Genomic DNA, 26,135 nt, shown 5'->3' with positions numbered 1-26,135 from the left:
TTGCCTTCCTTTTGCTTATCCGCCAGAAGCTTTGGCTGGAAAGTGGATAATATTATTGTCAAACGCTTGCTGCTGAGCCGCAACAGTCGTTAATTCTGGCCATTGTTGGCACATATTGACCACAACCCAAGGGCTTGGCCAGCCTGCTTTTTGTTTATTTATTTTGACTTGCAACCCTTTAGGATGAGCTTTTAAACTTAAACTGGCTTCGACTGGTAATGAGATATGCGGTTGTTTATCTTGACGTAAAATAAACAATCGGCAATGCCCCTGCTGGCAGGCAAGCTGTAAACGCTTGATATGGTGCACTTCAAAACGGCCTGCAAGATTAAGCATTTGCGGCCATATAAATACATTTTGGCAAGCGCCACTTTTACAACACTGCTCAGCAGCCCATAACATTTCTTTATGATCTTGTACTTTAACGACAATAACTTGTTGAGGAGAAATACCCGCGTAAGCTAACAACTGACCATTCAATACGCCAGGCGGTTGAATAAAAACAGAAACTGAATCATGGCAAGCCGCCAAACATAAGCGCAGCTCACCAATGCCTGTTGCAACAAACATTTCATGCACGCCAGTTTTGGCAAAACCACCTTGCAGGCTCTCATCAAGCTCAGAGTAACCAGTTGGCAATCGCTCACCAATAGCCTGCCGAGATTGACCTCGGCCACGCCATAGCCAATGTTTATTTTCTAAAGATTCAATAATGCTTGTCATAAATAACCTGTATTTTTATACAGTATAATTTAGCAGTGGCAAAAATCAAGTTGGTTTGCAGGATGGTAATGTGCGGATAAATATTGTCGAAGCATGCAGCGTTTGCGTCTCATGGCTGTGGTTAAATGCCACTCATCCAAAATAATGCTTTTCTAATAAACAGATCATCTCTTTTTGATGCTGTTTAATCATATCTTTGTCCCACTCACCGTTTTGCTTCAGCTCAAAGATTTGTTTTAACTTGAGTGAGTCATATACTGGTTTGGCTTTGAAATCTTCCTGTTTTTTACCAACCGTTTGATTACTGTAGGACGAATTTTCGCCCGGACTCAGTAACACAAGATTGCCAAAAGCATTCAAATAGCTATCTTCTAACCGCTTATCGTATTCTTCATGTTGTGGGTGAACATGCTCAACAGAGTTCTTTGAACTAATGCGGTATTTTCTGAATTTGTCATCAGCTCTATTTTGCTCATTTTTCCAAAGCACATATTCCAATTTCTGGAACCAATAATGCTCAAACCCAGTACCATTGATTTGTTTTAGATACGCACTCATTTCATATGAATTACCAACACTAACCTCTGGCTTTTTGAGATAGTTATAACTTGCCTGCTTTTGACTTAACTGTTCATAGAACAAAGCTAATGACAGTTTGTTATCAATATCTTCTAACTTAGCTAATACTAAGTCTTTATCGTCAGTATTGTTTTTAACTAACCAGCCTAGAAAAGATGTAAGCCAATACTGGGCGCTTCGTTCACCAGTGAAGTATCGAACGCTTTGAAGTTGGCTTAGCTCTGTAATTTCTGTAGGGACTCGGTTTAATCTGCTTTGTGTCTTTGAGAAATTAACATTACTTAATCGTAAAGCTGCCGTGGATTCTTCGGCCTTTTCTACCCACTTCACAACCCACTTATCAAACTGGTAGCGTACTTGCCATAAGCAATCTAAAAACTTAATTACCTCGAATTCAGAAGCATTTATCACAAACTTTTCAAATGCTTGATTAAGTCGCTCACCATTAACACGACTTGCAATGTCTCCATTACCAGATTGAGCGTTATAAATTCTAAACGTGTGAATTAAAAGCAACGGAAAACTAATAATAGAGCGACAGTACACCTCATTATCAGAGTCGTTAGCATTGCTGTCAGTCGCATTTTTAGGCTCAGACTTACTTAACAAAGATTCATCTTTAACAATCTCTTCAAGCGTTAGTCCTCTAGTATTATTGAAACCTTTGTCTAAACCATCCAGAGGCTTGCTGGTCTCAACAAGCTTAAACTTTGTCTTATCAAAACTTGCAAGCTCTACATCTTGGAGCTCATTCCAGTTAGAGGCAGCAAAAACACGCCTCACATTGCGCTCAAAGTAATTCTTTAGATTCTCACACACTTGCCACAAGCCATCATACTCATGACGGTTTTTGCTCAACTTACCTAAAAGCTTCGATTTTAAAATATCCGATTGTTCTAGCTGCACACCACTGGTATTCATAGTCGCGAACAGTTTATTCAAATCGGTTCCAGCTGGAATAATGTTATTAACCCAGCGTACTTGCTGATAAAAGTACTTAGCAAAATTAACTAAATGCGCTTCACCTTTTTTCCTGTCCTTGCGTATTTCTTTAATAAAGCTCGTTGCTGTATTTAACGCTTCGGCTAAATACTTGGTATATTCATTTTTATGAATATCTTCATCAGAAGGCTTATGTGTAAACTCTAAATCCGTCCATGAACACAATAAACCTTGTACCATTTCTCTAATTGAAAACGTAACACGAGGAAAATGCGCCAATGTCGCAACGTTTGAAAGCTCACAATCAACATTGGCTTTTTTAAATGCAATGGCAATCAGCATTAAGGTAGTCATGCGCTGTTGCCCATCAATCAATTCAAAGCTCACCGATGCATCTTTGTTCGCTTTTTTCGACAATTGAGAAGAAAGTACCGTGCCAATATAATATTGGTGCTCTTTGGCAATAAATGCTTGCTCTATGTCCTGTAATAACTTTAATACGCTTTCACCGCCCCACACATAGGGCCGCTGATAAGATGGGATTTCAAACGCGATTTTGTTTATTAATAAATCCTGTGGTGTTTGTACTTTTGTTTCGACCTGACTAACACTAGAAGTATTGCTTGATACAGCTAAACTCATGCAAAACACTCCCGTAATGCTTGAACATTTTTCTCTTTAATCTCTGCTAATTTGCTCTTTATGCCTTGTTTCAATTCGGCATCAAAAGACTGAGCTATTTGATTACCAGTGCGCTCTGCTATAAGTATGTTAAAAAACTCAGCATAACCTTTTAAGAATTTTTGCTTTACTCCATTAGCAGGCTTGCCGTCTCTATCTGATATTCCAATGTTATCGGGCGTTATATCTCGCTCAAAATTTTGCAACATTGCAACTAACTGCTTGTGCTCATAAGCCGTGGTTATCCAGTCAAGTAATGGATAATTTTTCACAAATGAGGAAATAGAGTCTTCTCTGACTGTTTTTTCATTGAAAAGTCGAATAGAAAAGACACATCGAGCTAACCAAAAGCTGGCTTCATTAAGATGCTCTGTTCCAAATTCACTGACATATAGCAAAATAGCAATATCAAACAACTCTGTTAAAAAATCGCTGTTATTCGCCGTTAACACCACCTCGTTGTAAAACGAATAGAATGGCTCTAGGTAAGGTTGAGACTGCTCAACCATCAAGGTGTGATATAGCTGATTAAAATAGGCTAAATAATTAACCGTATTTATACCTGCATTCAGTGGCTGCTTAGCTAAATAGCCATCAACAAGTTGCTGAGATATTGCTCCCGATAAGCTTTTTATTTGAGCGCCACGGCTAAAGGCTACGTCTTCATTTTTGCAGCCCATATTCTCGGCAAACTCTTTTACAATGGCTTTTTTAACACCTTCAGGTGCTCGGTGAGAAGGCACATGTTTAAAACCAAATGCCTGCCAGCGCCTTGCTTTAAGCAGCCTGTTAACCACACCATCTAAATAGTTAAATGACTCCCACTTACGCGCAAAATTGTTTTGTATTTCACTGGGTATTGCCCGTAAGTGGTGGGCTTTAATGACTTGTGGGCCAGATAGTCTCACGCCCCCCGTATTTTGCGTTTCAAAAAAACGATAGGCTTCATCTTCAGATTGTGTGATCACAACGGTGAAGTTAATACGCTCTAATTCTAGCGATAACAATTCTTCAGGGAGCGATTGTGATATTAGCCACTGATAGTTTTTGGCAATACGCTCATGGCTACTTGGCGAACCATACAGCATATTTGGCAGAGAGTAACTGTTACCACTTTTAGTTGCTATTGCCATGCAAATTAACTGCAAAGTCGTAATACGCTGTTGACCATCAATAATATTTAAAATAGTTTCAGAACCATTAGTAACCTGATGCAACACCACGCTGCCTAAATAGAGTAACGGTTTTGTTTGTGAATCAATGCTTTCAGTATTCGCTGTAAAATAAGCCTTTAGGTCATCAAGTAAAGCTTCTACATCGCTAGGAGCCCATTTGTAAGGGCGCTGATATACTGGAAGGTTTAATCGAGCCTTAAAGCCATTATGCGGCTCGTGAGCAATATTAATTACATCACCAGAAAATAACTGAGCAGCCGTTACACTATTAACGGCGATGTCATTTGAATTCTTTACTAAGTCCTTTAACATCATCTCTGTCAACCCACTCCAGACACTTTGATTTTGCCTTTCACAACGCTGTTGATAACTATAGTTTTGTATTCTTTGAATTTTATAGAGCCATTAACAGATAAGCCATCTGGATCGGCGAGTTCTGGTTTAGTATAGTATGTCGATTTATTTTTCTTAATGTAGTATCAGTTAAAGGCATAAAAACCAGCTGGTCACAAAAGGTATATTTATGATGCACCTAGTGATGCACAAAGACAAGAGAAAACCAAAAAACTCAACTTATACAAGCATTTCAACTACATAAGTTAGGATGGAGAACAAATATGAACAACAAAAACCAACCATCCATACTTTGGCATGATTATGAGACTTGGGGGGCGTCACCTAAGCTAGATCACCCTGCGCAATTTGCAGCAATTCGCACGGATTTAGATTTAAATGAAATTGATGAGCCAAAAGAGTTTTTTTGTAAACTGCCAATGGATTATTTACCCAACCCAGAGGCTTGCTTAATTACTAAGCTTACGCCAAAGATCGTCGAGCGCAAAGGTATTTGTGAACATCAGTTTATGCAAAAAGTATTAGCAGAGATGTCTAAACCTAATACTTGTAGTGTTGGCTACAATACCATTCGATTTGACGACGAGGTTACTCGATATAGTGCGTACCGAAACTTTTTTAACCCATATGAGCGCGAATGGAAAAATGGCAATAGCCGTTGGGATATTATTGATTTAGTTAGAACTTGTTATGCACTTAGGCCTGAAGGTATTAACTGGCCGAAAAAAGAAGATGGTTCACCGAGTTTTAAATTAGAAAATTTAACCGTTGCGAATGGTTTAGCACACGAAAATGCGCATGATGCTGTTTCTGACGTGCGTGCAACAATTGCGATGGCTCGTTTAATTAAACAAAAGCAGCCTAAGTTGTATCAATACCTGTTTGATATGCGCAATAAGCGTAAGTTGGCAGAGCTGATTGACATCAATAACTTAACGCCACTTATGCATGTGTCCTCCAAAATTAAGGCTGAACATGGCTGTTGCACTTGGATTTGTCCAATTGCTTGGCACCCAACTAACAATAATGCGGTTATTGTTTTAAATCTCGCGTTAGATCCAAAACCTTTGGTTAATTTATCGGTGGAAGAAATTAAACAAAATATGTTTAAACCATCAAGTGAATTCGCAGAAGGTGAATCTCGATTACCGATTAAGCTAATCCACTTAAATAAGTGCCCAGTGCTAGCAACAGCTAAAACATTATTGCCAGAAAATGCTGAGCGTTTGAAAATAGACAGACAGCAATGTTTGAATAATTTAGCTTTTATTAAACAAAATCCAATCATTCGTGAAAAGCTAACCCAAGTATATGAATCAATGGAGTTTGAAGGTGCTGTCGATGCCGATTTTGCATTATATGATGGCTTTGCATCAGATGCTGACCAAGCTGTTATGGAACAAATTCAACAAAAACGTGTAGAAACTTTAGCCGAATTTCAGCCACACTTTGAAGATGAACGCTTTTCAACTTTATGGTTTCGTTTTAAAGGCCGTAACTACCCTCACCTACTATCGGTTGAGGAGCAAGCAAAATGGCGCAGTCATTGCCAACATAGGCTAACTGATGAATCAGGTACTTACGGGTTGAGCCTGAATAGCTTTGCCAGCCAAATTCAACAATTAGCTGAGCAATATTCTGAAGATCAGGCGAAAATGTCGGTTTTAAAGTCACTTTTTCAATATTTAAACGAATTATAAGGATAAAATATTAGACACAATGGGGATCTGTTGTCTAAAATTTTAGATAAATGTAACAGTCTATATACTAAGTGGCTGTTTGCATTTTTTATTTACGAAACATTTTTAAATTGACTTGTCATTTTTTAATGTTTTTAGCGGTAAACAAAAATTGACAATAGATGAGTATGCATTGTGCCTGTACCTGACTATATTCCAGATCACCTGAAAGTGATACTGAATGAAGACGCGCACGGAATCAGTTTCCCATGTAACTCAGGATGCCAAATGCGGTTTATACGTAATAAAAAAGACCTAGGTGGTTTTTATTCGTATAAACAATGGGGTGGAATTGAAAAAGCGTTAAAAGCTGCAATCAATCGTAACAAACAACTAAAAGCGCTTTATCCAACTCATATGATAAAGCGCAAACATAAACCCAACCCTAATACCAGTTGTGGTTATAACGGGGTTGGGTATAGAGAAAAATTAGACAAAAGACGAGGCGAAATAGAAAGGTTTTATTGGGTTAGTTATCGAAAAAATGGCAAACCAGCGGTTAAGACTTTTTCGTTAGGCTACACTGATTTCCCCTCTGAGCTCCAGTTGCATGCCTACCGGACGGCCGTGCAGTTTCGTGCTGAGTGGGATGAACTTGGCCACGACATGAACGAAAGCAAATACAAAAACTGGAAAAAACAAAGGCTATATGTTTTTGGCTATCCTGCATTTGAATACAGCAAGCCAAGGCGAAAACGTACATTAAAGAAATCAGCGTAATGCTGTTTTCTTTAATTGATCTCTAGCCCCTTATTGGCGTAACATACCGATAGATTAAGACTTCAAGGAGTGAACAGTGTCAAATATCTATCAATTCTGCGTAGAAAAAGCAAACGGCCATCAAATCTCATTAAACCAGTTTCGTGGTAAATGGCTTCTTGTTGTCAATACTGCTAGCCATTGTGGTTTCACTCCCCAATACGAGGGGTTAGAAAAACTCCAACAGGAATATGCTAATTGCTTGCAGGTATTAGCATTTCCGTGTAATCAATTTGGCGAACAAGAGCCAGGCCGCAATGAAGAAATTCAAAGCTTTTGCAGCCTAATGTATAAAGTGAGCTTTCCAGTACTGGCAAAAATTGATGTAAATGGCGAGAGCGCACACCCTCTATTCAAATATCTCAAAAAACAGAAAAAAGGCTTATTAGGTAGTGAGTCAATTAAATGGAATTTCACTAAGTTTTTAATTTCCCCTGAAGGTGAAGTTGTTAGGCGCTATGGCTCTACCACGACGCCTGAGAAAATAACGAATGAGTTTGCCCATTATGCCCAACAAAATTGCCCTGTTTAGTGCTAAACCTTACGACAAAACCTATTTTGAACAATTTAGACATGAGTTTGACTGCCAAGTCGACTATTTTGAAGTGCCATTAACCGAACAAAATGTTCAGTTATGCCAAGGCGGATACGACGCAGTTTGTGTTTTTGTAAACGATACAGTCAACCAAGCGGTATTAAGCCAGTTGTCAGAATTCGGCTGTAATATTGTCGCTTTAAGGTGTGCGGGTTTTAACAATGTCGATTTACAAGCCGCTGAAAATTTAAATATACGGGTTTGCCGGGTCCCTAGCTATAGTCCCGAAGCGGTCGCTGAGCATACAGTTGGTTTAATGCTTACTTTAAGCCGCAAGTTCCATAAAGCTTACAATAGAGTTAAAGAAGATAACTTTTCACTAAATGGCTTATTGGGTTTTAATTTATTTAAAAAGACCGTTGGTATTATTGGTACTGGTAAAATTGGCCATGCAACCATTAATATCCTAAAAGGGTTTGGTTGTAACATTTTGGCATTTGATCCCACTGAAACGCCAATTGATGATGTGGCGTATGTCAGCTTGGAAACTTTATACAAGCAGGCTGATATTATTAGTTTACACTGCCCTTTGACTCCACAAACTCATCATCTAATTAACCAAGATAGTTTAGCGTTAATGCGCGAAGGTGTAATGATAGTTAATACAAGCCGAGGTGGGTTAATTGATACCGATGCAATGATTAAAGGATTAAAAGCTCGGAAAATCGGCTACTTAGGGTTGGATGTATACGAACAAGAAGCAAACTTGTTTTTTGAAGATTTAAGCAATGAAATTATCGATGACGATGTATTTCAACGTTTGTTAACTTTCCCAAATGTATTAATTACTGGCCATCAAGGCTTCTTTACACAAGAAGCCTTAACGGCTATCGCCCAAACCACATTGGGTAATATTCAACTTTTAAATAATCAGCAAGATTGCCTGAACCAAATTAAACCGAGTTGATTCAGGCAATATTGGTTTATACCAATAAAGATTGATTAATCTCAGTTAATACCTGTTTGGGATTGTTAGCTTGGGTAACGGGTCGGCCAATGACCAAGTAATCAGAGCCTGCCTGCATTGCTTGAACAGGTGTCATGACTCGTTTTTGATCGCCAACCGCACTGCCAATAGGACGAATGCCAGGCGTGATTAATTTAAAATCTTTGCCATAAGTCGATTTTAATAAAGATGCTTCCTGTGCTGAACAAACTACACCATCTAAGCCCGCTTGCTGCGCAAGCCCTGCCAATGCGATAACTTGCTCGCCAGCTGGACGCTGAATGCCAATTTGTTGAATGTCTGTATCATCCATGCTGGTTAATACGGTTACACCAATCAATAAAGGTGGCACAGCACAATTATCGTTGAGCATTTCTCGTGCGGTGCGCATCATTGTGGTACCACCGCTACAATGCACGTTAACCATCCAAACACCTAACTGGGCCGCGGCTAAACAAGCCTTTGCAGTTGTCGCTGGAATATCGTGAAACTTTAGATCCAAAAACACATCAAAACCCTTGTTGCAAAGTGCTTTAACAAATTCAGGACCAAAATAGGTAAACATTTCTTTACCCACTTTTAAACGACAGTCTTCTGGAGAAATCTGTTCAACAAAAGATAATGCTTTGTTTGCATCATCAAAGTCTAACGCCACTACTACAGGTGATTCGGTAATACTCATCAAGTCTAGTCTCCAGTCAGTCCAATTATAGGTTTCACACTTCCCCAATGTTTACAACGCGGACATTGCCAAAATAATAAACTACCTTGGTAACCACATTGATCACATTCAAATTTCGGAAGTTGTTTTAGTTTGTTTCTCACCATGCCTTCTAAATTTACCATCATTTGTTGGGCTTCAGGTGAGTCAATTTTTTTCGCATTCAGGTGCAATAAGTGCGCAAAACCATTGATAGTTGCGTGTTTTTCCAACAGTTGAAGTACTTTTTTACGCGCATCAGAGTTTTTGCTTTGGTTTTGATAAATATCTGCTATTTGTGCAACAACCGCCGTACTGCTGGTGATCTGCCCAACCTGCTCTAAAAATTCGAGCTTTTGTGCTTCCTCAGTGATAAAGGTGTCAATTTTTTCCATCAATAACACAGCAAATTCGGGGCATTGTTTTGCCAACTCAATAGCACATTGTTGCGCTTGTTTTTTGGCATTATTAGCAGCGTAATGATCTATTAATTCAAGATAGGCTCTTGCACAATTTGTTTGTAAAGCAATGGCTTTAACTAACATTTGTGCTTTAGTTTCACCTGTGTGCGATGATGCTAATTCGCACAACAAATAGGCTTTAGTATTAGAAAAATTTTCGCCTTCTAATACTTCAACTGGCTCAATCATTTCGTAGGCTTTTTGCCAGTCTTTAAAAACTTGATAGACACGCGATAACATCACTCTTGCTTCGCGTGAACATTGTTTGTCATCTAATAACGGCAGCAATAAAGCTTCAGCTCTGTCGTATAATGCACAATCTATATAGTCGCGAGCCAATTGCATGATCGACGTGCGTCTTTGCTCTGGGCTTAACACGTCTTGTTTAGCTAAAAATTGGTGAATTTTTATTGCCCTATCATTTTCCCCTTTGGCTCTAAATAATTTGCCTAAGGCGATATGAGTAGTAAAGGTTTCGTTATTAACTTCGAGGTTTTCAATTAAAACATTGATTGCTTTATCACGCTGGTTGTTCAGAAAGAGGTTTAAGCCAGATAAAAAATCTTGGTTAATTTTTTCGTGTTGTTTTAATTGTTCTTTACGGTAACTATTGCGGCCCATTATGTAGCCATACCAAGCGACTACCGGTAGGAGTAAAAAGAGAATTTCAGGCATTTATTGATCTTTAATTTGCAATCTAAGCATTTCGATTTCTCGGTTAAGCTTATTAATTTTCCAATTGCGCTTTTGTAATTGATATTTCAGTTTAAACGTATAAATAGCCCAAGCTATTGAAGAAACAGCAACACCAAAAAACAAAAAGAGCGCCAGTGCAACAGCTAGCGGCATGGACTTTACAGCCAACAAATAATTAAGCTCGACCTGACTGGTATTATAACTTGATAACAGAAGTAAAATACCAGCTAGGATTATCGCAACTAATAAATAAAGCGCTGTTTTCAAAATGAATCCTTGGGAATTAAGCGTTTAAACTCGCATTTACACGTTCGCGTAATTCTTTACCTGGTTTGAAATACGGAACATACTTGCCCTCTAATTCAACTGATTCGCCAGTCTTTGGGTTACGACCCGTGCGCGGCGCTCTAAAGTGTAATGAGAAACTACCGAAACCACGAATTTCGATACGGTCACCTTCTGCTAGTGATTGCGCCATATATTCGAGTAATTCTTTAACACCTGATTCAACCTCTTTTAATTGCAAAGTAGGTTGTTTAGAAGCCATTAATTCAATTAGTTCAGACTTAGTCATGTTGTTACTCCGGTCTAATTTAAAGGGGGTACTACCAAAGTATAACAAAGGAAGGGAAAAAGAGAGTAGAAAATCTACTCTCTTATTTGATTTTATTCGCCTTTTTGAGCGTTTTTAAATGCTTCAGCCATAGCGTTGCTGAAATTGCCTGAATCTTGTTGCTTATTAACAGATTCTACAGCAGCTTTTTCTTCAGCTTCGTCTTTAGCTTTGATTGATAAGCTTACAACACGGTTTTTGCGATCTACGCCCATGAATTTAGCTTCAACAGCATCACCAACGTTCAATTCAGCAGAAGCGTCTTCTACGCGGTCACGAGAAATATCGCTTACACGTACATAACCTTCAACACTTTCAGCTAATTCGATAGTCGCGCCTTTAGCGTCAACTGCAGTAACAGTACCAGTTACAACAGCACCTTTCTTATTAGCGTTTAAGTAGTTAGTGAATGGGTCTTCGTCAATTTGCTTGATACCAAGAGAGATACGCTCACGCTCTGCATCTACTTGTAATACTACAGCCGTTAACTCTTCACCTTTCTTGTAGCTACGAACTGCTTCTTCACCAGCAACATTCCAAGAAATGTCAGATAAGTGAACAAGACCATCGATGCCACCGTCTAAACCAATGAAGATACCGAAGTCAGTAATTGACTTGATCTTACCAGACACTTGGTCGCCTTTAGCGAAGTTCTTAGCGAACTCTTCCCAAGGGTTAGCTTTACATTGCTTAAGACCTAATGAAATACGACGACGTTCTTCATCGATTTCAAGTACCATAACTTGAACATTGTCACCCAAGTTAACAACTTTAGATGGGTGGATGTTTTTGTTAGTCCAATCCATTTCAGAAACGTGAACAAGACCTTCAACGCCTTCTTGGATTTCAACGAAACAACCATAGTCAGTTAAGTTAGTTACACGGCCTTCAAGTTTAGAACCTTCAGGGAAACGTGCTGCCAATTCAGACCAAGGATCGCTACCTAATTGCTTCAAGCCTAGAGATACGCGAGATTTCTCTTTGTCGAATTTCAATACTTTAACTGTGATTTCATCACCAACGTTAACGATTTCGCTTGGGTGCTTAACACGTTTCCAAGCCATATCAGTGATGTGCAATAGACCGTCTAAACCGCCTAAATCTACGAACGCACCGTAGTCAGTTAAGTTCTTAACGATACCAGTTACTTCTTGGCCTTCTTCTAAGTTAGCTAATAATTCGCTACGCTCAGCACTTGTTTCTTGCTCGATAACAGCACGACGAGAAACAACTACGTTATTACGTTTTTGATCTAACTTGATAACTTTGAATTCTAATTCAGCATTCTCTAAGTAAGTAGTGTCGCGTACTGGACGTACATCTACTAAAGAACCTGGTAAGAAAGCACGGATGCCTTCAACTTCAACTGTAAAGCCACCTTTAACTTTACCGCTGATTAGACCTACAACAGTCTCGTTGTCTTCACAAGCTTTCTCCAAACGGATCCAAGCTTCGTGACGCTTAGCTTTTTCGCGAGAAAGAATAGTCTCACCGAAACCGTCTTCAACAGCGTCTAACGCTACGTCGATTTCATCACCAACGTTAACTTCTACTTCGCCTTGAGCATTGTAAAATTGCTCAACAGGAATAGCTGCTTCTGATTTTAAACCAGCATCAACTAAGATAACGTCTTTTTGGATTGCTACGATAGTACCTTTAACAATGGCACCAGGACGGGTTTCGATTTCGTTTAAGCTTTCTTCAAAAAGCTGTGCAAAACTTTCAGTCATATATAAAGTTTTCTTGAATGGTAATCCGAGTTAAATCCAAATAACTCAGGGTTGTTAATAATAACCGGCAATCCTTAGCCAGTTTCCAGACTCAAATACAAAAAAGTTATTGACCTAGTTTTTCTTGCATAAAGCGAAAAACCTTGTCAACAACTTCATCAATCGTCATTGCAGTTGAATCAATTTCTAATGCATCTTCAGCTGCCACTAAGGGAGAAACGCTTCGATTTGAATCTCGTTCGTCTCTAGCTTGAATGTCGGCTAAAAGATGTTCAATTTTAACTGTAGGATCGCTATCTTTCAACTGTAGATAGCGTCTTTTTGCTCTTTCTTCGGCACTCGCAGTCAAAAATATCTTAACTTCGGCACTTGGAAACACCACTGTGCCCATATCTCGACCATCGGCCACTAAGCCTGGTGCTTCTTTAAATGCTCGTTGGCGACGCAAAAGTGCTTCACGAACGCGTGGCAAAGAGGCAACTTTAGAGGCTACCGCGCCAACTTTTTCATTACGAATGGCACCCGTTACGTCTTCACCTTCTAAAATAACGCGAGTTTGGTTATCTTCTAAAGACGATTTAAAGTGCACGTCTAACACAGATGCTAATGGCGCAACAGATCCTTCATCTGTCGGGTCAATATCGTGATGAATTGTTGCTAAAGCCAAAACACGATAAATTGCACCGCTGTCAAGAAAGTGCCAACCTAATTTGTCAGCAACATACTTACTTATGGTACCTTTACCCGCACCACTTGGGCCATCTATGGTAATGACTGGTATTTGATCCGTCATCCCTATCCTCTTCTATTGTTTAGCCGTTCTTTTGAGCAAAGTCCTGCATAAAGGCAACCAGCGCTTCTACGCCTTCTAGAGGCATCGCATTATAGATGCTTGCTCTCATTCCACCAACTGATCTATGCCCTTTCAAAGCTAACAAACCAGCTTGCTCTGACTCTGCCAAAAATTTAGCATTTAATGCTTCATTTTCGAGAAAAAATGGAACGTTCATTTTGGAACGATACTGCTTTTCCACTTTATTTGAATAAAATTCGTTGCCATCAATAAAATTATACAAAAGTGCCGCTTTTTGCTCATTAACCTTTTGTACTGCCGCAACTCCACCTTGAGATTTCAGCCACTTAAATACTAACCCAGCTAAATACCATGCGTAGGTAGGTGGCGTATTAAACATTGAGTCGCTGTTGTTTTGCACTGCATAATCGTATATTGATGGCGTAAAGCCGTTTGCGCGGCCAATTAAATCTTTACGCACAATTGCAATTGCCAATCCCGATGGGCCAATGTTTTTTTGAGCACCTGCGTATATAACACCAAATTTAGAAACATCGATTTCTTGCGATAATATGCAAGATGACATATCTGCAACCAAAGGTTTATCAACCTCTGGAATATAGTTAAACTCGATACCATCTACCGTTTCATTCGGGCAATAATGGACATATTCTGCACTTTCACTGAGTTTCCACTGGTCAAAAGGTAATATAGAGCCTTCGCCTTTTTCATTTGTGTAGGTATCAGCTGCTAGATTAATTTGGCCATATTTTTGCCCTTCAGTGAATGCTGATTTAGACCAAGAGCCAGTTAAAACATAGTCAGCTTGCTGCTGAGCAGTTAATAAATTCATCGGGACCGCAGCAAATTGGCCTCGACCGCCGCCGTGCATAAACAGCACAGAGTAGTCATCTGAAATCCCCATTAAGTCACGCAAATCTTTTTCTGCTTGCTCTGCTACCGCAATATAGTCTTTGCTTCTATGGCTGATCTCCATTACAGAGACCCCCATATCATTCCAATTTACCAACTCTTGTTGGGCTAACTGCATAACAGGCTTTGGCAACATAGCCGGGCCTGCACAAAAGTTAAAAACTTCTTTGGTCATTTATATTAAATCTCTAACAACTATTCTTGACTGTCTGAATCTTGTTGGTCATCGCCTTCGGGTGAAGGTTTTGTGGCTTCACCTTCTACAACCGTTGCATCTTCTGCCAAGTCTTGCTCATCTTCTTCGACTTCTTCAATACGCTGCAAACCAACAACTAATTCGCCATCAGCAGTTCTAATTAAACGAACACCTTGGGTATTTCGGCCGATAACAGAAACTTCACCGACACGAGTACGAACAAGCGTACCTTTGTTGGTGATCATCATAATTTCATCACCGTCGTTGACTTGAACCGCACCAACTACCGAGCCATTTCGCTCGCTAACTTTAATCGAAACAACACCTAATGTTGCACGGCTCTTAGCAGGATATTCTTCTAACGGTGTACGTTTACCATAACCATTTTCAGTTACCGTCAATACTGCGCCGTCTCCATGTGGCACTATCATAGAGACAACATTTTGCGTCTCATCTAGCTTGATACCACGAACACCTGTAGCAGTACGCCCCATTGGACGAACTTGTTGCTCATTAAATCGAACCACTTTACCCGCATCTGAGAACAATAATATGTCGCTGTCGCCATGAGTAATATCAACACCAATCACATGGTCGCCTTCATTTAGGTTAAGCGCAATAATGCCGTTAGCACGAGGTCGAGAGTATTCTGTTAAGCGAGTTTTCTTAACCGTACCATTAGCTGTAGCCATGATGATAAATTTGTCTTCTTCGTATTCTCTTACAGGTAAAATCGCACTAATACGTTCGCCTTCTTCTAAAGGCAACAAGTTTACAATTGGTTTACCACGAGCAGTTCGGGTCGCTAATGGTAATTGATACACTTTCAACCAATATAGACGGCCACGGTCAGAGAAACATAAAATTGTGTCATGAGTATTGGCAATTAACAGCTTCTCGATGAAATCTTCATCTTTCATTTTAGTTGCCGCTTTACCTTTACCGCCACGACGCTGTGCTTCGTACTCTGTCAACGGTTGATATTTACAATAGCCCTCATGTGATAAGGTCACAACCACATTTTCTTCGGCAATTAAATCTTCCATGTTGATGTCGTGGGCTGCTGCAGTAATTTCTGTGCGACGCTCGTCACCAAACTCTTCTTTTACTGCTAATAGCTCGTCACGGATCACTTCCATTAAACGAACAGAGCTAGATAAGATGTACAATAATTCCGCAATTTCATCTAATAATGCTTTATATTCGTCTAAGATTTTTTCGTGCTCTAGGCCAGTTAGCTTGTGTAATCTTAAATCAAGAATTGCCTGTGCTTGTTGTTCGGTTAAATGGTACATACCGTCACGAATACCAAAATGATCTTCTAACCATTCTGGACGTGCTGCATGTGTACCTGCACGCTCTAACATTTCGGCCACATCACCAAGTGCCCATGGGGTTTCCACTAAGCCTTTTTTCGCTTCGGCCGGTGATGGTGAACGCTTAATTAATTCGATGATTGGGTCAATATTCGCAAGTGCGATTGCTAAGCCTTCTAATACGTGTGCACGCTCGCGTGCTTTACGTAATTCGAAAATCGTGCGACGAGTAACAACTTCCCTTCTGTGATTTAAGAAGGCTCTAATCATATCGACTAGGTTGAAGATTTTTGGTTGGTTGTTTTCTAACGCAACCATATTAATACCAAATACAACCTGCATTTGAGTTAACGCATATAGGTGGTTTAATAACACTTCACCTGATTCGCCGCGTTTAACTTCAATAACGATTCGCATCCCTTCTTTATCCGATTCATCACGAAGTGCTGATATAGAATCTATGCGTTTTTCTTTTACCAAGTCAGCCATTTTTTCAATTAAACGAGCTTTGTTTACTTGGTAAGGAATTTCGTGAACGATTATGGTTTCGCGACCATTTTCTGCAACTTCGATTTCCGCTCGTGCACGAATATAAATTTTACCGCGCCCTGTGCGATAAGCTTGCTCTATACCAGAGCGTCCGCTAATAATGGCTGCTGTTGGAAAATCAGGTCCTGGAATGATCTCAATCAATTCATCGATTGTGATATCGGGATTTTCGATCATTGCTAAACAACCACCAATAACTTCATTTAAGTTGTGAGGTGGAATGTTGGTTGCCATACCAACTGCAATACCAGACGAACCATTCACTAATAAGTTTGGAATACGCGTTGGTAAAACATCTGGAATGTGTTCTGTACCATCGTAGTTAGGCACAAAATCAACAGTTTCTTTTTCTAAGTCGGCCAAAAGCGAGTGTGCAATTTTAGCCATTCTAACTTCGGTATAACGCATTGCAGCAGGAGAATCGCCATCTACTGAACCGAAGTTACCTTGGCCATCTACCAGCATGTATCTCAACGAAAAAGGTTGAGCCATACGAACTATTGTATCGTAAACTGCACTATCACCATGAGGGTGATATTTACCGATTACGTCACCGACAATACGAGCTGACTTTTTGTAAGGTTTATTGAAATCGTTTTTTAACTCGTTCATCGCGAAAAGTACGCGGCGATGAACAGGTTTTAAACCGTCCCTAACGTCGGGCAATGCACGCCCAACAATTACACTCATTGCATAGTCCAAGTATGAGTTTTTCAGCTCATCTTCAATGTTGACTGGAAGTATTTCTTTGGCCAAATCATTCATATATAGGATATTTCCCTAGTTGTTATACTTGCTTTTTTTGCACACGATTTTGTGAGTAACCGTTTTTTAGCGGGCAATTCTACCACAAACCTCAGCGCATACCATTGAAAAAATAAGCTTTAGCTTGTCGATACAGCGTAAATTTTTATAATGGACTCATTAAACCCAAGCTAGAGCGAATAAATTGAGCAACATAGACCCAACAGAAATTGAAAAATTCAATGCGATTGCCGCACGATGGTGGGACCTATCAGGTGAATTTTCCCCACTGCACAAAATGAACCCTTACCGAATAAAATATATCGAAGACAACGTGGGTGGCTTGTTCGATAAAACTGTTTTAGATGTTGGCAGTGGCGGCGGTATACTTGCCGAGGCATTAGCACAACGAGGTGCCACAGTAACAGGCTTAGAACCCGCTCCTCAATCTGTTGAAGTTGCGATTGAACATGCACAACAGTCGCAATTGGATATAGATTACCACCAAGGTGTAATTGAGGACTTCGCAATAGACAGAGCGGAAACCTTTGATATTGTCACCTGTTTAGAAATGTTGGAACATGTACCCGATCCCGCCAGTATATTAACCGCAGCAATCAGTACGCTCAAACCAGGCGGTTATTTATTTGTTTCGACGCTCAATCGGAGTTTACGTGGGTATTTATTGGGCATTTTAGCAGCCGAATATTTACTCAACATAGTTCCAAAAGGCACCCATGAACATAATAAATTTTTGAAACCTTCTGAAGTTATCGGCATGATTGAACAAAATGATTGTAAAGTGCAAAAAGCAAATGGAATCCACTTTAATCCAATCACGCAAAACTTCTCGATTAATAATGATTTGGCTGTGAACTATATTTTATGCGCGAAAAAACTTTAACTAAACCTCAAGGGATCTTGTTCGATTTAGATGGCACCTTATTAGATACAGCACAAGATTTGGGTGAAACGCTCAATTATGTATTGTCCACGCTTAACAAGCCACCAGTGAGTTATCAACAATATCGCCCTGTTGCATCGCACGGCGCGGCTGGTTTATTAAAGCTCGGATTAGGCGAAAATTGGCAATCTTACGATGTTGAGAAGTTACGCCGGATCTTTTTGGATTATTATCTGAATAACATCAGCGTTCATACCGAATTTTTTGACGGAATGGCTGAAACGCTCTCACAACTAAACTACTACAATATTGCATGGGGCGTGGTCACCAATAAACCAGCCTTTTTGACCGATGTGCTGCTAACTCAATATCCAGAGTTTCGCCACTCTCAAATTAATGTTTCAGGCGATACATTAAAAGTTAGGAAACCTGACCCGGCGCCACTACTCCACGCATGTCAGCATATGCAAATTAATGCTGAACAATGTTGGTATGTCGGCGATGCGCACCGTGACATTGAAGCTGGTAATCGAGCAGGCATGCAAACTTTTGTTGCCAATTGGGGCTACACTCAAGATGAGAGACCTGTTTCTCAATGGCAAGCTAACCATATAATTGAGCACCCCTGTGAACTCATCTCCTACTTTAGTTGATGGTCACTGTTGATAATATACCCAATTATATTGGGTATATTTTTCGCGTTTGTATACGCTTTGAACAAGCTGCTAAATGCAATAGCTTTCATATAACAAAACTTAATAAACCAGCGCAAAGTAAAATAACCGACTTATTGGTCAATTAAAAAGCGGCTTTTTTTGTTTGAAAATACTTGACCTGCTAGTTTACTTTTAATGAAAAGTTAGCAACTACTAACGCGCAAAATACACGCCAAAAAAAATGCGAATTTTATCTAAAATCAAATCTTGCTTTCAGAGCAAAACCTCATTATCTTGTGTTGATTCCGCTAACTAGCCCCACATCTTGTGGATGAGTTTTAACCAGACTCAGACTGCAATGTGAAAAAAGGCTATACAAAAAATTATAAGATCAGGATTAACGACTCAAATGACTGACCAGCTCTTCGTAACTAAGCGCGACGGAAATAAAGAACCTCTAGACCTAGAAAAGTTGCATAAAGTTGTAACTTGGGCTTCTAAAGGACTTAATAATGTTTCAGTGTCTCAAGTAGAAATGAAATCTCATATTCAGTTCTACGATGGTATAAAAACCGAAGACATTCATGAAACTATTATTAAATCAGCAGCAGATTTAATCAGCGAAGAAACGCCTGATTACCAATATCTTGCAGCTCGTTTATCAATTTTTCATTTACGTAAAAAAGCGTACGGTCAGTTTGAACCGCCTCATTTATATGACCACGTGGTTAAATTGTGCGAAGCAGGCAAATACGATCAGCATTTATTAGCTGATTACTCGCGTGAAGAATTTGACCAAATGAACAACTTTGTTGAGCACATGCGTGATTTAAATTTCTCGTATGCTGCGGTTAAACAGTTGGAAGGCAAATACTTAGTTCAAAACCGAGTAACAGGTGATATCTACGAAAGCCCTCAATATTTATACGTGTTGGTTTCTGCGTGTCTATTTGCAAACTATCCAAAAGACACACGTATGGATTACGTTCGTCGTTTCTACGATGCAATCTCGCAATTTAAAATTTCACTACCAACACCTATTATGTCAGGTGTACGTACGCCAACTCGTCAGTTTAGCTCATGCGTGTTAATTGAGTGTGGAGACAGTTTAGATTCAATTAATGCTACATCAAGCGCTATTGTAAAATATGTTAGCCAACGTGCAGGTATAGGTGTTAATGCGGGTAATATCCGAGCATTAGGTAGCCCAATACGTGGTGGTGAAGCGTTCCATACTGGTTGTATCCCTTTTTACAAGCACTTCCAAACAGCGGTAAAAAGCTGTTCTCAAGGCGGTGTACGTGGTGGCGCAGCAACCCTATTCTTCCCACTATGGCACTTGGAAGTTGAATCACTCGTGGTATTAAAAAATAACCGCGGTGTGGATGATAACCGTGTTCGCCATTTGGATTATGGTGTTCAATTTAACCGTTTAATGTATCAACGTTTAATTAAAAACGAGAACATTACTTTATTTAGTCCAAGTGATGTTCCTGGTTTATACGATGCATTTTTTGCTGACCAAGCTAAATTTGAAGCTTTATATGTTCAGTACGAAAACGACCCCTCTATCCGTAAAAAATCAATTAAAGCAACAGAGCTATTTGGTTTGTTTGCGCAAGAGCGTGCGAGCACAGGCCGTATCTATTTACAGAATGTTGACCACTGCAATACACATAGCCCATTTGATCCGCAAGTCGCGCCAATCAAACAAAGTAATTTGTGTTTAGAAATTGCGTTACCGACTAAACCATTACAAGATATAAATGACGAAGAAGCTGAAATTGCGCTGTGTACTTTATCTGCGTTCAATTTAGGTGCAATTGAAAATTTAGATGAACTTGATGGTTTAGCTGAATTAGCGGTAAGAGCACTAGATTGTTTATTAGATTATCAAGATTATCCAGTACCGGCTGCGCACAACTCAAGTATCAACCGCCGAACTTTAGGTATTGGTGTAATTAACTACGCCTATTATCTTGCAAAAAATGGGGTTAAATACTCAGACGGCAGTGCCAACGGCTTAACACATAAAACCTTTGAAGCGATTCAATACTACTTGTTAAAAGCATCAAATGAATTAGCAAAAGAAAAAGGCAAGTGTCCTAAGTTTAACGAAACGACCTATGCTCAAGGTATTTTACCTATTGATACCTACAAAAAAGACGTAGATAGCATTTGTGACGAGCCACTACATTTAGATTGGGAAACATTGCGTGCTAGTATACAAGAACATGGTCTGCGCAATTCTACGTTATCAGCGTTAATGCCTTCTGAAACTTCGTCGCAAATTTCAAATGCAACAAATGGTATTGAACCACCACGTGGTTTTGTCAGTATAAAAGCTAGTAAAGACGGTATTTTGCGCCAAGTTGTACCTGAATATGAAAAACTTAAAAACCAATATGAGTTGTTATGGTCTATACCAAACAACCAAGGTTACTTGGGTCTAGTGGCGATCATGCAGAAGTTTATCGACCAAACCATTTCTGCAAACACTAACTATGACCCAACTAAGTTCCCGAGTGGCAAAGTGCCTATGCAGCAATTGTTGAAAGACTTGCTATATGCATATAAATTAGGTGTGAAAACTTTGTACTATCACAACACCCGTGATGGTGCAGAAGATCCACAAAAAGAAGCTAAAGCACAAGATGATGACTGTGCAGGCGGCGCTTGTAAGATTTAAAACACTTTTGTAGTTAACCGCAAAGGCCGTGCGTATGAGCGACGGCCTTTTTGTCTTTAAAAGAGAATTTGTATCGGCCTATGAGTTACACAACATTTAATAAAAACAATACTGATTACCTAAATGAACCAATGTTTTTTGGTAATTTAGTGAATGTTGCACGCTACGACAAACAGAAGCACCCAATCTTCGAGCGTTTAATTGAAAAACAACTTAGCTTTTTCTGGCGTCCAGAAGAAGTTGATGTCAGCCGTGACCGTTCAGATTTTCAAAAATTGTCCGAGCATGAAAGGCACGTTTTTCTAAGCAATCTAAAATACCAAACCTTATTAGATAGTATTCAAGGTCGCTCTCCTAACGTAGCTTTGTTGCCAATTGTTTCATTGCCAGAGCTAGAAACTTGGATTGAAACTTGGGCGTTTAGTGAAACTATTCACAGCCGTTCATACACACATATCATCCGCAATATTGTTAATGAGCCTAGCTTAGTGTTTGATGACATTGTTGTGAATGAACATATTTTGAAACGCGCTAAAGATATTTCGGTTTATTACGATCAACTTATTTTATGCTGCCAGCTGTACCACACTCGTGGTGAAGGCCAGTACGAAGTCGAAGATCAGATTGTTAATGTATCTATCCGCGAACTAAAAAAACTAACTTACCTGTGTATTGCTGCAGTTAATGTACTTGAGGCAATTCGATTTTATGTAAGTTTTGCGTGTAGCTTTGCATTTGCTGAACGTGAGTTAATGGAAGGCAACGCTAAAATAATCAAACTAATTGCGCGTGATGAAGCCTTGCACTTAACCGGCACTCAGCACATGTTAAACATTATGGCCGATGGCCAAGATGACAGCGACATGGCAGAAATAGCGTTAGAATGCCGTGAAGAGGTCATTGGCATCTTTAGAGCAGCTGCAGAGCAAGAAAAAGAATGGGCTGAATACCTATTTAAAGATGGCTCTATGATTGGTCTAAACAAAGAAATTTTGTGCCAATACGTAGAGTACATTACCAATACTCGTATGACAGCGATTGGTTTACCAGCTATTTTCTCTCAAACGCAAAATCCAATCCCATGGATTAATGCTTGGTTAGTCAGTGATAATGTTCAAGTTGCCCCTCAGGAAGCTGAAATCAGCTCTTATTTAGTCGGCCAAATTGACAGCGAATTGAATACTGACGATTTTGGAGAGTTTGAGCTTTAATATTAAGCCTACTCTCACATTATGTCTGAAAAAATACAATGCCGGGTGGATTATACGCAGTACAAATCATCCGGCTGCCAATCACTACTTGAATATATTGAAAATCAAGATATCGAAGTTCACTACCATTGTCGAGACGGATACTGTGGTGCATGTCGTACAGTGCTCCTTGAAGGTCAAGTAAACTATCCAAAAGAACCGTTAGCCTTTGTTCGTCGAGGTGAATTTTTACCTTGCTGTAGTGAGCCTAAGTCAGATTTGCTTATCGAAGCTGAAAAAATTTAATCAGGAACTAATTATGTGGTTTAAAAATGCCCTACTATATCGTTTCACCTCACCTTTCGAATTTTCTGCAGAACAATTAGAAGAGAAACTAAAAGAATTTGAATTTACGCCTTGTTTAAAAAGTGAGATGAGCTCAATTGGTTGGACTAAAGCTCTTCACCCCAAAGCGCATACTTTAGTTCACAGCGCGGGTGCTTATCATTTGTTGAGCTTAAAAAAGCAAGAAAAAGTATTGCCAGCTTCTGTGGTAAAAGAGTTGCTTGAAGAAAAGCTTGAACAGATTGAACAAGCAGAAGGACGTAAAGTTAAAGGAAAAGAAAAACAAAACCTAAAAGAAGAGCTAATTCATACACTGTTACCTCAAGCGTTTTCTAAGTCTAGTTGCGTAAGAGCCGCAATTTTTGCAGAATCCGGCTGGATTTTAGTTGAAGCTGGCAGTGCAGGAAAAGCGGAAGAATTTTTAGCGTATTTACGTAAGTGCTTAGGTACATTACCTGTTGTGCCACCTGAGACAGATGGCGCAACTATGCTAACGTTTGATGAGTGGATGAAAGGCAATCACCCGAGCGATTTTACCCTAGGCACAGAAGTTGAACTAAAAGATTTTGCCGAAGATGAAGGTGTATTGCGCTGTAAAAACCTTGCACTAGATTCAGAAGACTTACTCAATCACTTAAACAATGGCAAACATGTAACTAAAATTGCAGTGGATTGGCAAGAAACCTTGTCTTGCATTCTATGTGATGACATGGCGATTAAACGCATTAAATTTAGTGATGTGGTCAAGGAACAAAACGAAGATGTGACCGATGAAGACAAGTTGGCGCGTCTAGATGCCGATTTTGCACTAATGTGTGGAGAGCTGGATAAATTTGTTGCTCGTTTAGCAGAGGTATTGGAATTTACTTCAGAGGAATAACTCCATTAAGTATGCGACGTTTGTTAACGTCGCATCACTTTTATTGGCTGCAGATTAGGATTAATCAGCAAAAATTGCTTTGGCGATAGCAACTTGTTCTTTGAACTCATCAGATTCAATATACTGAAGATCTATCATAAGCCCCTTTTCAACATACTTTTGATAACATGCAGTTTTATCACCATCAGCAGGCAATACATCTGCATAAACCGCAGCAAGACGAACAAAATCAATATAACTAATTTCTTCAGGCTCGTAGCGTTTATCGTTCCAACGCTCTGCTACATTGACAAATTCAGGACCGAATTCCCAAGCGCGCATAATCGAACCACCTACTCGACCGGCTAAGCGAGAAATTGCACCTTCCAAAAACTCTGGATTTGCAAAAACATCTGGATGGCGTTCAGCTTCAGTTAATATCGGTAATACCCCGATATTGTGCACCATAGCTGCTAGCGTAATGGTATCTAAGTTTAACGAAGTGTGTTTATTGCGACTGATGTAGTGCTTTAAAAGCGCCATAGCGACCGCAGATACCGATACTGTTAATGACCAAATTTTATCTAATGCGGCTTTTACCACATCATTTTTAGAAACAAACAACTGCTCCATTGCTAAAGCGGTCGCAATATTTTTAATTTGACGTAAGCCAATACGAGTAACCGCTTGGTTAATTGTTGTTACCTTAACCGAACGTCCCATATAAGCACTATTGGCAATTTTAAGCATACGCGCTGATAAAGCGGGATCGTTAGAAATAACATCGGCCATCTGATGTAGGTTCACATCAGGATCATCGGCGGCTTCACGTACTCTAATCGCTATTTCTGGCAAAGTTGGTAAAACCAATGAGTCGTTTCTAATTTTTTCGGCAAGTATGGTGAGTAATGCATTTTCTGTAGACATAATCTTCCTTACATCCGTTTCGAGTTTTTGGTGGCTATCTACTTTCAAATTTAGTCTGCTCTGAGAATTTGGCAAGGTAAATTAACAATAAAATCAGCTAACTGGATATTTTTTATCCTATTTATGATCCATCACAACAAAACATAGAGCTAAATCCGTGAGTGTTTGAGAGTATATCGCGTATAAAGGTTATCGCGAAAGATAATTAGATGAAATTTTCATTTGCAGGATAAAATTGAACCTAAACTCTATTGAGCTAAAGTTCAGGTCAATTTTGAAAAGTAGTATATGAATCGCTAAGCGTGTTGTTATAAACCAACCGTTTCTTTGTCACCAATGTGCGCTGTGCCACGTTGCTCAGCTAACTGTAACTGTTTTTCACGCTCGGCAAAACGTGCTTTGTCTTCGTCTGACGTCTTATCAAAACAATGCGGGCAACTAACACCTTTTTGATAATGCTCTGATTGCTTTTCTTCTTCTGTAATCGGCATACGGCAGGCGTAACATTGGTCGTACTCGCCCTGCTCTAAGTCATGATTAACGGTTACGCGTTGGTCAAATACAAAACAATCCCCTTTCCATTTGGTTTGCTCTTTAGGTACTTCTTCCAAATATTTTAAAATACCGCCTTTTAAGTGATAAACCTCTTCAAACCCTTGCTCTTTTAAATATGCGGTTGATTTTTCGCAGCGAATACCACCAGTGCAGAACATCGCGACTTTTTTATGTTTGTTTTTATCTAGGTTTTTCGCAACATACTCAGGAAACTCGCGGAAAGTTTTGGTGTTTGGGTCAAGCGCATTTTCAAAAGTGCCAATCGCTACTTCATAATCGTTGCGAGTATCGACCAATACAACTTCAGGATCTGAAATTAACTCATTCCAATCTTTTGGCTCAACGTAGGTGCCTACGACTTTATTCGGATCTATCCCTTCAACGCCCATAGTTACAATTTCCTTTTTCAATTTAACCTTGGTGCGATAAAAAGCTTGTTCGTCAGCTAAAGACTCTTTATGTTCAATATCTTTTAAACGAGGATCTGATTTTAACCAAGCTAATACTGCGTCTATCCCTTCGCGTGGGCCGCTAACCGTACCATTAATACCTTCATTAGCTAATAACAAAGTCCCTTTGACTTGATTATCTACCATCACTTGATGTAATGGTTCACGTAATTCTTCAAAATTTTCTAAACGAACAAATTTATATAAAGCGGCTACTACGTATTGCATATTGTTACCTTTTGTTTGGTCTCAAACGTAAATTGAGTACAAAAATAAAATGGGCGCGAATTATATACCTAACCTAGCGCAAGATCCAAATTTCCAAACCTTGTGTTGG

The 26,135-nt window shown here is 39.5% G+C and carries 23 protein-coding genes; 10 read left to right on the top strand and 13 right to left on the bottom strand.

Annotated elements, in window-relative coordinates:
- Nucleotides 1-15: 15 nt before the first annotated feature.
- The 3 genes from DS2_RS15315 to DS2_RS15305 form a co-directional block, all read right to left on the bottom strand.
- Nucleotides 16-723 carry a hypothetical protein gene (locus tag DS2_RS15315; RefSeq protein ID WP_035015710.1) on the bottom strand — a complete coding sequence of 236 codons (708 nt, stop codon included), beginning with the start codon at nucleotides 721-723 and terminating at the stop codon, nucleotides 16-18.
- Nucleotides 724-855: 132 nt separating this feature from the next.
- A complete protein-coding gene (locus tag DS2_RS15310; RefSeq protein WP_035015709.1) occupies nucleotides 856-2,886 on the bottom strand; it encodes a DUF262 domain-containing protein in 2,031 nt (676 codons plus the stop codon).
- Nucleotides 2,883-4,415 carry a DUF262 domain-containing protein gene (locus DS2_RS15305; protein ID WP_081754299.1) on the bottom strand — a complete coding sequence of 511 codons (1,533 nt, stop codon included), beginning with the start codon at nucleotides 4,413-4,415 and terminating at the stop codon, nucleotides 2,883-2,885. The genes DS2_RS15310 and DS2_RS15305 overlap by 4 nt, the downstream gene beginning before the upstream one ends.
- A 302-nt stretch (nucleotides 4,416-4,717) precedes the next feature.
- Between DS2_RS15305 and sbcB the strand changes: the two genes are divergently transcribed.
- From sbcB to DS2_RS15285, 4 genes are all read left to right on the top strand, one after another.
- Nucleotides 4,718-6,154, top strand: coding sequence for an exodeoxyribonuclease I (sbcB, locus tag DS2_RS15300; RefSeq protein WP_035015708.1), 1,437 nt, complete (start codon nucleotides 4,718-4,720; stop codon nucleotides 6,152-6,154).
- A 267-nt stretch (nucleotides 6,155-6,421) separates the two neighbouring features.
- The gene (locus DS2_RS15295) at nucleotides 6,422-6,913 is read left to right on the top strand and encodes a hypothetical protein (RefSeq protein WP_051479924.1); all 492 of its coding nucleotides are present in this window, start codon (nucleotides 6,422-6,424) and stop codon (nucleotides 6,911-6,913) included.
- Nucleotides 6,914-6,989: 76 nt separating this feature from the next.
- Nucleotides 6,990-7,484: a glutathione peroxidase gene (locus DS2_RS15290; protein ID WP_035015707.1), complete on the top strand. Its 495-nt coding sequence runs from the start codon at nucleotides 6,990-6,992 to the stop codon at nucleotides 7,482-7,484.
- A complete protein-coding gene (locus DS2_RS15285; protein ID WP_235188626.1) occupies nucleotides 7,444-8,454 on the top strand; it encodes a 2-hydroxyacid dehydrogenase in 1,011 nt (336 codons plus the stop codon). Before DS2_RS15290 ends, DS2_RS15285 begins: the two co-directional genes overlap by 41 nt.
- A 16-nt stretch (nucleotides 8,455-8,470) precedes the next feature.
- On the opposite strand, the gene pyrF is transcribed toward DS2_RS15285, so the two are convergent.
- The 8 genes from pyrF to gyrA form a co-directional block, all read right to left on the bottom strand.
- Nucleotides 8,471-9,175 (bottom strand): orotidine-5'-phosphate decarboxylase, encoded by a 705-nt coding sequence (gene pyrF / locus DS2_RS15280; RefSeq protein ID WP_035015705.1) that lies wholly within the window; start codon nucleotides 9,173-9,175, stop codon nucleotides 8,471-8,473.
- Between the two features lie 5 nt (nucleotides 9,176-9,180).
- Nucleotides 9,181-10,329 (bottom strand): hypothetical protein, encoded by a 1,149-nt coding sequence (locus DS2_RS15275; protein WP_035015704.1) that lies wholly within the window; start codon nucleotides 10,327-10,329, stop codon nucleotides 9,181-9,183.
- Nucleotides 10,330-10,617: a lipopolysaccharide assembly protein LapA domain-containing protein gene (locus DS2_RS15270; protein ID WP_035015703.1), complete on the bottom strand. Its 288-nt coding sequence runs from the start codon at nucleotides 10,615-10,617 to the stop codon at nucleotides 10,330-10,332.
- Nucleotides 10,618-10,633: 16 nt separating this feature from the next.
- On the bottom strand, nucleotides 10,634-10,924 hold the full coding sequence (gene ihfB / locus DS2_RS15265) for an integration host factor subunit beta (protein WP_035015702.1): 291 nt from the start codon (nucleotides 10,922-10,924) through the stop codon (nucleotides 10,634-10,636).
- Between the two features lie 92 nt (nucleotides 10,925-11,016).
- Nucleotides 11,017-12,693, bottom strand: coding sequence for a 30S ribosomal protein S1 (gene rpsA, locus DS2_RS15260; protein ID WP_035015701.1), 1,677 nt, complete (start codon nucleotides 12,691-12,693; stop codon nucleotides 11,017-11,019).
- Between the two features lie 106 nt (nucleotides 12,694-12,799).
- The gene (cmk, locus tag DS2_RS15255; protein WP_035015700.1) at nucleotides 12,800-13,486 is read right to left on the bottom strand and encodes a (d)CMP kinase; all 687 of its coding nucleotides are present in this window, start codon (nucleotides 13,484-13,486) and stop codon (nucleotides 12,800-12,802) included.
- Nucleotides 13,487-13,505: 19 nt separating this feature from the next.
- Nucleotides 13,506-14,594 (bottom strand): 3-phosphoserine/phosphohydroxythreonine transaminase, encoded by a 1,089-nt coding sequence (gene serC, locus DS2_RS15250; protein WP_035015699.1) that lies wholly within the window; start codon nucleotides 14,592-14,594, stop codon nucleotides 13,506-13,508.
- A gap of 20 nt (nucleotides 14,595-14,614) precedes the next feature.
- Complete coding sequence (gene gyrA / locus DS2_RS15245; protein WP_035015698.1) at nucleotides 14,615-17,245, bottom strand: DNA topoisomerase (ATP-hydrolyzing) subunit A; 2,631 nt, start codon at nucleotides 17,243-17,245, stop codon at nucleotides 14,615-14,617.
- A 184-nt stretch (nucleotides 17,246-17,429) separates the two neighbouring features.
- Between gyrA and ubiG the strand changes: the two genes are divergently transcribed.
- The 6 genes from ubiG (at nucleotide 17,430) to rdgC (ending at nucleotide 23,888) form a co-directional block, all read left to right on the top strand.
- Entirely contained in the window at nucleotides 17,430-18,128 is a 699-nt protein-coding gene (gene ubiG / locus DS2_RS15240) for a bifunctional 2-polyprenyl-6-hydroxyphenol methylase/3-demethylubiquinol 3-O-methyltransferase UbiG (protein ID WP_035015697.1), read from the top strand.
- Entirely contained in the window at nucleotides 18,110-18,781 is a 672-nt protein-coding gene (locus DS2_RS15235; protein WP_035015695.1) for an HAD family hydrolase, read from the top strand. Before ubiG ends, DS2_RS15235 begins: the two co-directional genes overlap by 19 nt.
- Nucleotides 18,782-19,193: 412 nt before the next feature.
- Nucleotides 19,194-21,473 (top strand): class 1a ribonucleoside-diphosphate reductase subunit alpha, encoded by a 2,280-nt coding sequence (gene nrdA / locus DS2_RS15230; RefSeq protein ID WP_035015693.1) that lies wholly within the window; start codon nucleotides 19,194-19,196, stop codon nucleotides 21,471-21,473.
- 80 nt (nucleotides 21,474-21,553) lie between these two features.
- Complete coding sequence (gene nrdB, locus DS2_RS15225) at nucleotides 21,554-22,684, top strand: class Ia ribonucleoside-diphosphate reductase subunit beta (protein ID WP_035015692.1); 1,131 nt, start codon at nucleotides 21,554-21,556, stop codon at nucleotides 22,682-22,684.
- A gap of 21 nt (nucleotides 22,685-22,705) precedes the next feature.
- Nucleotides 22,706-22,969: a class I ribonucleotide reductase maintenance protein YfaE gene (gene yfaE, locus DS2_RS15220; RefSeq protein WP_035015691.1), complete on the top strand. Its 264-nt coding sequence runs from the start codon at nucleotides 22,706-22,708 to the stop codon at nucleotides 22,967-22,969.
- 13 nt (nucleotides 22,970-22,982) lie between these two features.
- On the top strand, nucleotides 22,983-23,888 hold the full coding sequence (rdgC, locus tag DS2_RS15215; RefSeq protein WP_035015690.1) for a recombination-associated protein RdgC: 906 nt from the start codon (nucleotides 22,983-22,985) through the stop codon (nucleotides 23,886-23,888).
- A gap of 60 nt (nucleotides 23,889-23,948) precedes the next feature.
- Here rdgC and DS2_RS15210 read toward each other — a convergent pair whose 3' ends face one another.
- Both DS2_RS15210 and DS2_RS15205 read right to left on the bottom strand, forming a co-directional pair.
- The gene (locus DS2_RS15210; RefSeq protein WP_035015689.1) at nucleotides 23,949-24,794 is read right to left on the bottom strand and encodes an HDOD domain-containing protein; all 846 of its coding nucleotides are present in this window, start codon (nucleotides 24,792-24,794) and stop codon (nucleotides 23,949-23,951) included.
- A gap of 308 nt (nucleotides 24,795-25,102) precedes the next feature.
- Nucleotides 25,103-26,026, bottom strand: coding sequence for a rhodanese-related sulfurtransferase (locus DS2_RS15205; RefSeq protein WP_035015688.1), 924 nt, complete (start codon nucleotides 26,024-26,026; stop codon nucleotides 25,103-25,105).
- Nucleotides 26,027-26,135: the final 109 nt, after the last annotated feature.

The sequence above is a fragment of the Catenovulum agarivorans DS-2 genome (assembly GCF_000568405.1).
Classification (GTDB): Bacteria; Pseudomonadota; Gammaproteobacteria; order Enterobacterales; family Alteromonadaceae; genus Catenovulum; species Catenovulum agarivorans_A.
This window is presented reverse-complemented; position numbering and strand designations above follow the sequence as displayed.

Coding starts and splice junctions, on each gene's coding strand:
- DS2_RS15315 (WP_035015710.1), bottom strand. CDS start 723: ATGACAAGCATTATTGAATCTTTAGAAAATAAACATTGGCTATGGCGT.
- DS2_RS15310 (WP_035015709.1), bottom strand. CDS start 2,886: ATGAGTTTAGCTGTATCAAGCAATACTTCTAGTGTTAGTCAGGTCGAA.
- DS2_RS15305 (WP_081754299.1), bottom strand. CDS start 4,415: ATGATGTTAAAGGACTTAGTAAAGAATTCAAATGACATCGCCGTTAAT.
- sbcB (WP_035015708.1), top strand. CDS start 4,718: ATGAACAACAAAAACCAACCATCCATACTTTGGCATGATTATGAGACT.
- DS2_RS15295 (WP_051479924.1), top strand. CDS start 6,422: ATGCGGTTTATACGTAATAAAAAAGACCTAGGTGGTTTTTATTCGTAT.
- DS2_RS15285 (WP_235188626.1), top strand. CDS start 7,444: ATGAGTTTGCCCATTATGCCCAACAAAATTGCCCTGTTTAGTGCTAAA.
- pyrF (WP_035015705.1), bottom strand. CDS start 9,175: ATGAGTATTACCGAATCACCTGTAGTAGTGGCGTTAGACTTTGATGAT.
- DS2_RS15275 (WP_035015704.1), bottom strand. CDS start 10,329: ATGCCTGAAATTCTCTTTTTACTCCTACCGGTAGTCGCTTGGTATGGC.
- ihfB (WP_035015702.1), bottom strand. CDS start 10,924: ATGACTAAGTCTGAACTAATTGAATTAATGGCTTCTAAACAACCTACT.
- rpsA (WP_035015701.1), bottom strand. CDS start 12,693: ATGACTGAAAGTTTTGCACAGCTTTTTGAAGAAAGCTTAAACGAAATC.
- cmk (WP_035015700.1), bottom strand. CDS start 13,486: ATGACGGATCAAATACCAGTCATTACCATAGATGGCCCAAGTGGTGCG.
- serC (WP_035015699.1), bottom strand. CDS start 14,594: ATGACCAAAGAAGTTTTTAACTTTTGTGCAGGCCCGGCTATGTTGCCA.
- gyrA (WP_035015698.1), bottom strand. CDS start 17,245: ATGAATGATTTGGCCAAAGAAATACTTCCAGTCAACATTGAAGATGAG.
- DS2_RS15235 (WP_035015695.1), top strand. CDS start 18,110: ATGCGCGAAAAAACTTTAACTAAACCTCAAGGGATCTTGTTCGATTTA.
- nrdA (WP_035015693.1), top strand. CDS start 19,194: ATGACTGACCAGCTCTTCGTAACTAAGCGCGACGGAAATAAAGAACCT.
- nrdB (WP_035015692.1), top strand. CDS start 21,554: ATGAGTTACACAACATTTAATAAAAACAATACTGATTACCTAAATGAA.
- yfaE (WP_035015691.1), top strand. CDS start 22,706: ATGTCTGAAAAAATACAATGCCGGGTGGATTATACGCAGTACAAATCA.
- rdgC (WP_035015690.1), top strand. CDS start 22,983: ATGTGGTTTAAAAATGCCCTACTATATCGTTTCACCTCACCTTTCGAA.
- DS2_RS15210 (WP_035015689.1), bottom strand. CDS start 24,794: ATGTCTACAGAAAATGCATTACTCACCATACTTGCCGAAAAAATTAGA.
- DS2_RS15205 (WP_035015688.1), bottom strand. CDS start 26,026: ATGCAATACGTAGTAGCCGCTTTATATAAATTTGTTCGTTTAGAAAAT.